The sequence below is a fragment of the Pseudomonas sp. CG7 genome (assembly GCF_023701885.1).
In the GTDB taxonomy this organism is placed as follows: domain Bacteria; phylum Pseudomonadota; class Gammaproteobacteria; order Pseudomonadales; family Pseudomonadaceae; genus Aquipseudomonas; species Aquipseudomonas zanjanensis.
In genome coordinates this window covers 1-5576 of sequence record NZ_JABAEE010000151.1, presented here as the reverse complement: position 1 = coordinate 5576, position 5576 = coordinate 1, and the positions used below count along the sequence as shown (strand labels likewise).

Sequence of the window (5576 nt, the reverse complement as noted above, 5' to 3'; positions counted from 1 at the left end):
TACTTCTTGGTCATGGAATATTCCTCAATAGGTGTAGTTTCACCTATTGAGGTGTCCGGGACTATTAGACCAGCTCAATCCTCGAAATCCAAAAAACTCGACGAAGCCGCCGAACGCGCCCTCGACTACTACCTCAACCCCAAACCCACCGATGAAGCCTCGGGAAAAAACCAAACTGCCCAGCTCTTCATGGTCTCCCCGGACATCGACACCGAAACCCTCCTGGCCAATGCCTCCGAAGACCTGCTGTCCATCAGCGCCATCGCCGCCGACCTGGCTGACGACGTCGACGGCTCACGCCGCAGTGTGATCCTGGCGATCAGCCGAATGGCCGATGGGGTGCATTTGTTGGTGGAGAGGGCGATGGATCGGCTGGAGGTTCAAGCGTCAGGCTGACAGGCCTGCGGTGAATTGACGATTGTCATCGCGAGCAAGCTCGCTCCCACACTGGATCTGTGTCGAACCGAAATATCGAAATCAACACCGATCAACTGTGGGAGCGAGCTTGCTCGCGATGGCGTCCGCCCAGACAACCCAGAACCTGTGGCGAGGGGATTTATCCCCGCTGGGCTGCGCAGCAGCCCTAAACACCAGCGGCCTCGGTGTGTCAGGCAATTCACCTTTAAGCATCTGGGGCTGCTGCGCAGCCCAGCGGGGATAAATTCCCTTGCCACAGGGTTTTGTGTGCTGCTCGAGGTGGCAGGCTAGATCAACCCTTTCTCATCATCATCGATCAACCGACTCAACCCACCCAAGGCTTCACGGGCCTGGTTGCGGTCCATCAGCTTGGCCTGGGCCGCCGGTGGCAGGTCGGTGACGCGGATGACGCCTTTGCTGGTCAGCACCTGGATCAAGTCATCGAGTACCCGGATCATCTCCAGGTCGCTCTGCTTGAGTTGCTTGAGGCTGTTTTCCACCGCCTGGTTGGCGAACCAGTCCTGGATCTCGTGGTTGTCGGCCGGCAAGGTCTCGGTGGCCTCGGCGTAAGCGGTGGCTTCTACGCGCACCAGCAGGCCTTGTGCATCGCGTTGCACATAAAACATCGGGCATCCCTCATGTATGAAGCAGCGTCATGCTGGGCAGCATAGGCCAACTTGGGGGGGAGTATGAACACTTATCCCGTGGCGAGGGAGCTTGCTCCCGCTGGGCTGCGCAGCAGCCCTAAAAAACAGGGCCGCTTCGCGCCCCAGCGGGAGCAAGCTCCCTCGCCACGGGTGTCAGCTTCAGCTGTTGTTGTGATCGACCTTGATGGTCGGGTCGCTACCGGCGATCAACGAGTTCAGGTTCACGTTCGACCAGTTGTTGCCCTCGAGCTTGATCGTCACGTCCGGCGTCGCCGCGGCACCGTTGGCCCCATTGAACTGGCCGGAAGTGCTGACCTGCAGCGACGACACGCCATCGACCGTGCTGATTTTCAGGAAGTGGTCGATGGTGCTGCCGGTTTCACCTTGCAGCAGGTCTCGCAGGTCGATCCGGTCGCCTTCGCCGGCGTTGAAGTTCTTGATCACGTCGGTGCCGGTGTCGCCGGACTTCCAGACAAAGGTATCGCCCCCCAGGCCGCCGATCAGGGTGTCATTGCCCTGGCCGCCGATCAGAGTGTCGTTACCGGTGCCACCCAGCAGGATGTCATTGCCCTTGCCACCATTGAGTGTGTCGTTGCCACCCTGGCCGAAGATGATGTCGTTGCCGGCGCCGCCCAGCAGGGTGTCGTTGCCATCGTGGGCACCGGACACATCGAACGCGGTGTAGTGCTCGGTGATGTACTGGTGCACGTTGCTGGTGGTGACCTTGCTGGCGTCCACGCCGCTCTGTTGGGCGACGAAGGCCTGGATGGCCTGGTAGCCCTCACCCGCAACACCATTGAAGCTCACCAGGTCGCCGAACAGGATGTCGTTGCCTTCGCCTCCGTTGACCGTGTCGGCGCCCGGCAGGGTCGCTTCGGTGTGGCCGATGATGGAGTTGGCCAGGTTGCTCGGGTCGATGTTGGTTTGCGGCTTGCCATCCGAGTCGTAGGGGGCGAGGTCGGACAGGGTGACGCCGTTGTTCAGGCCGATGGCTTCAACGTTACTCAGACCTTTGAGCAGCGTGAAGCTGGCCGTTGAGCCGTCTGCTGCCGAGGAGTCGCCCCACCAGCCGCCGGCCTGGTTGGAGAACTCGAACGTGCCATTACCCTCGGCATGCACCGTGCCGACGTAGTTTTCATTCCAATTCTTGCCGTTCTTGATGGACAGGTACATGTCCCCATTTTCTTCGATGGTGAATTTGTGTGTGCTGTCGATCGTCTGGGTGTAGTACTTGCCAACGGTGTAGTTGGCCGCGCTCAGGACGTCGTCGAGCTTGACGGTGCCGTACAACACTGGGTTCGGCTGTTCGCCGGACTGATAGCGCGTTGGCTCACCGTCGGTGATGAAATACGTCAGGTTCTTCGCGCCGGTATTGCTCAGGGCCTGGGTGCTGTTGAAGAAGTTTGCGGTGGTCTTGAATACGTCTTCATAGTTGGTATTGCCGCCGGACACCATCGAGTCGAGCACGTTCTTGAGCAGTGTCAGCGCGTTCGGATCGTTGAGGTTGACCGCAACGTTCTTGTTGACCTGGTTATCGAAGTCCGCCAGGAAAATGTTCACAGTCCCTGAGTTGCTGCCCAGGCTCTGCTTGAGGGTGTTGAACACTTGGGTCAACGAGTTCTTCGCGGCGGTGACGGACGAGTCGCTCATGCTGCCGGAGCTGTCGACCATGAAGGCGATGTTGTAGTTGACCCCTGGCACGACGGTCAGCCCACCGATGTCGGCGACCACGATGTCGTTGCCATCGGTCCCCGTGACATTGTCACTACCGGACGTGGCGGTGATTGCGGTGTAAGTGGCCGGATACACCGTGACAGGAATCTGCGCCGTGCTGACCGCCGAGCCGCCAAGGGCTTCGGTGGACGTCGAGGTCACGGTCAGGTTGAACTGGCCGTGGTAGTAGGTCGGTGGGGTCAGGGTGAGGCTGCCCAGGTTCCAGCCGGTGACCGAGGCTTCGCCGTTGCTGCCCACGGTCGCGGTATGGCCGGCGCCGTCGGTCAGTACGCTGCCTTCCGGAATGCCACCGATCTTCACGCTCAGGCTTTCGGAGCCGTCGGTGTCGGTCAGGGCGGTGGTGATCTTCGACAGGTGCACGCTGGTGCCTTCGGCGCCTTCGTTGAGCTTGAAGCCGTCGTAGTAGCCTTCGCCGTTGGTGCCGTGCAGGTCGGAGACGGTCACGCCGGCGTTCGCCAGGTCGGTCACACCGGTGTAGAGCGGCACGCCGGCATTGCTCAGGTCCACTGGCGTGCTGCCGTTGACCGACAGGTTCACGTCGTAGCTGCCCGGGCCGGTCTGGTTGTGGTGGTAGATGTCCAGGGTGTAGTAGCCGCTGGCGGTTGGCGTGAACGAACCGTTCAACTGACCGCCCGCACCCCACGTGGTTGCCGCGGCGGTCTTGCCGCCGATGGTCACCAGCAGGCTGTCATCGCCCGTGCCGCTGAAGGTGTAGGTCTTGCCGGCCTCGAGGAAAATCAGCCCTGAAGTTTTCGACGCGGTGCCCGGATTGACGTTGCCGTCGTTCTGAACGTTGCTCACATTGGTGCTGCTGTTCGGCGTGCCGGCGGCATCGATCACCGACTTGAGCGTGCCGGACGGCGCGCCGCTGCCATCGGTGCCCAGGCCCGACAGGCCGGTCCAGACTTCCTTGATCAACCCGGTGGAGGTCACATTGTTGCCGGCCACGTTGAGGCTCGGTGCGTCGGCGACCGGCGTGATGTCGATTTTCACGGTGCCGGTATTGCCCAGCGTCTGGCCGTCGGTTGGCTGGAAGCTGATTTGCGCGTAGTCGGCCTTTTGATTGCCCACGCCGGCCGGGTTGCCATTGGCACCGGATTCGTTGGCATCGGGGGTGAAGCGCAGCTTGCCAGCGTCGATGTCCGCCTTGGTGAAGGTCTGGTTGTTGGCCACGTCCTTCCAGGTTGCGCCGTCCAGGTACTGCAACTTGCCGTCACCCGGCAGCCCGGTGATTTTCAAACCTTGGCTGGCGGCGGCGCTGTCCACGTCGCTGATGCCGAACGTCGACCAGCCGAGGACCAGTGAAGTGTCTTCGGTGCCGGTCACCGCGCCACCGGTGGCTACGGGGGCGTCGTTGACCCCGACCACGTTCACGGTGGTGGTCGCCGTGTTGGAATAACTCGTGCCGTCGGTCACCGTCACGGTGATGACGCGCGGTACGGTGCTCGGATCTTCGCTGTTGTTGATGAAGCTGATGTTCTTGATCTGCTGCATGTAGTCGGCCAGCGTTGCATTGCCTGTCAGCGTCAGGACGACTTTGCCGTCGGTGCTGTTGGCGTTGATGCTGATGCCGTTGACGCTATTGCCCAGGTTCAGATGATCGCCAGGCTGACGGTTGGTCAGCACGATGGTGGCGCCGGTCAGCATGGTGCTGTCCGGGTCGGTGATTTTCAGGTCGGTGTCGCCAATCGACACGCCCGGGCCGGTGGTGCCTTCGGTAAAGGTCACTTGGTAATCGGCACCGGTCCTGCCGCTGGAGTTGTTGGCGTCCAGGTCGAGTACCGGCGGTGCATCGTTGTCGATGATCGAGGTGCTGACGCTGCCATTGGTGCCGCTGACCGCCAGGTGCTCGAAGTTGCCACCGGTGGCCGAGTCGATCCGGACCACGAAGTTTTCGGTGCCTTCGGTGATCTTGTCGTCCAGCGTCGCCACGTTGAAGGTCGCGCTGGTGGCGTTGGCCGGGATCTTCACGGTGTAGACGCCGGTGAAGTCCGTGCCGTCGGCGGCGGTGCCGCTGTAGACGATCTTGAGCGTCACTTCGGTTTGCGCCGGGTTCGTCAGGCTGACGGTGTATGTCGCTGCTTGGCCTTCGGTGACCGATGTGCTGCCGGTGATGCTGACGCTGGTGTTGTCGACAGTGTCGCCCACGGCCGTCGACGCGCCGGTCTTATCGACTGCGATGGCTTCGAGGTTGCCACCGGATGCATCCTTGATCGACTCGGTGACGGTGGTTGGGCCTTGGTACACATCGTTGCCAACCGCGACATCCAGCGCGCCCGAGCTTGCGCCGGCGGCGATGGTGACGGTCTTGCCGCTTTCCAGCGTCACGGTCACCGGACCGTTCTGCGCAGTGACGGGTTTGCCGTCGGCACCGGTCAGGGTCGCGGTGTAGGTGATGGTGCCGTTTTCGTTCACGGTCGGATTAGCGGTCAATGTCACGGTGGTGGTGTCGTTGACGTCGCTGACCACGGTGCTGACTGGCGCGGTGTTCGGAGCAATGGCTTCGAGGTTGCCACCGGATGCATCTTTGATCGACTCAGTGACGGTGGTTGGGCCTTGGTAGACGTCGTTGCCGACGGCTACATCCAACGCACCCGAGCTTGCGCCGGCTGCGATGGTGATGGTCTTGCCGCTTTCGAGCGTGACCGTCACAGGACCGTTTTGCGCGGTAACTGGCTTGCCATCGGCACCGGTCAGGGTGGCGGTGTAGGTGATGGTGCCGTTTTCGTTCACGGTCGGATTAGCGGTCAACGTCACGGTGGTGGTGTCGTTGACGTC

The 5576-nt window shown here is 61.6% G+C and carries 2 protein-coding genes and 1 pseudogene; 1 reads left to right on the top strand and 2 read right to left on the bottom strand.

Features of this window, described 5'->3' with window-relative positions; all coding sequences use genetic code 11:
* Positions 1-12: 12 nt before the first annotated feature.
* Positions 13-396: a DUF6124 family protein gene (locus tag HGO40_RS30100; protein WP_250966005.1), complete on the top strand. Its 384-nt coding sequence runs from the start codon at positions 13-15 to the stop codon at positions 394-396.
* A 308-nt stretch (positions 397-704) separates the two neighbouring features.
* On the opposite strand, the gene HGO40_RS30095 is transcribed toward HGO40_RS30100, so the two are convergent.
* Together HGO40_RS30095 and HGO40_RS30090 are read right to left on the bottom strand one after the other, a co-directional pair.
* On the bottom strand, positions 705-1043 hold the full coding sequence (locus tag HGO40_RS30095; RefSeq protein WP_014335964.1) for a hypothetical protein: 339 nt from the start codon (positions 1041-1043) through the stop codon (positions 705-707).
* Positions 1044-1223: 180 nt separating this feature from the next.
* Positions 1224-5576: pseudogene (locus HGO40_RS30090) on the bottom strand (LapA family giant adhesin); the annotation flags it as partial.